The following is a 436-nucleotide window of genomic DNA, read 5'->3' as shown; positions in this document are numbered from 1 at the left end:
ATGGCAGGAGCCGTTGCCTGCTACATCAAGCGGTCAAATCGGCGATGGTGACATCAAGAAGCTGAAGCGCGAGATTGCCGCCTCGGGCATCGCCGACGCGGCGCTTATACGAACCGCATGGGCATCCGCCGCCAGCTATCGCAAAACCGATATGCGTGGGGGTGCGAATGGCGCTCGCGTGCGGTTGGAACCACAGATCCACTGGTTGGCAAATTCGCCGCAGGAGCTCGCCGATGTCCTGCGCAGGCTCGGCGTCATTCGTGATGGTTTCAACCACAAAAGCGGGCGGCAGGTATCCATGGCTGATATGATCGTGTTGGCAGGCGACACGGCAGTCGAGCATGCCGCAAATGAGCGCGGCGTTAATGTTAGTGTGCCGTTTTTCGTTGGTCGGGTCGATGCCACGCAGGAGCAAACCGATGTCGCAGCCTATAGA

The 436-nt window shown here is 59.4% G+C and carries 1 protein-coding gene; it reads left to right on the top strand.

Annotated elements, in window-relative coordinates:
* A partial coding sequence (locus tag AACY08_RS29955; RefSeq protein WP_339472707.1) for a peroxidase family protein occupies nucleotides 1-436 on the top strand: 436 nt, incomplete at both ends.

Source organism: Pseudomonas sp. EL_65y_Pfl1_R83 (assembly GCF_963970695.1).
In the GTDB taxonomy this organism is placed as follows: Bacteria; Pseudomonadota; Gammaproteobacteria; order Pseudomonadales; family Pseudomonadaceae; genus Aquipseudomonas; species Aquipseudomonas tritici.
Note: the sequence above shows the minus strand (reverse complement) of the source record. Positions and strands in the feature narration are given on the sequence as shown.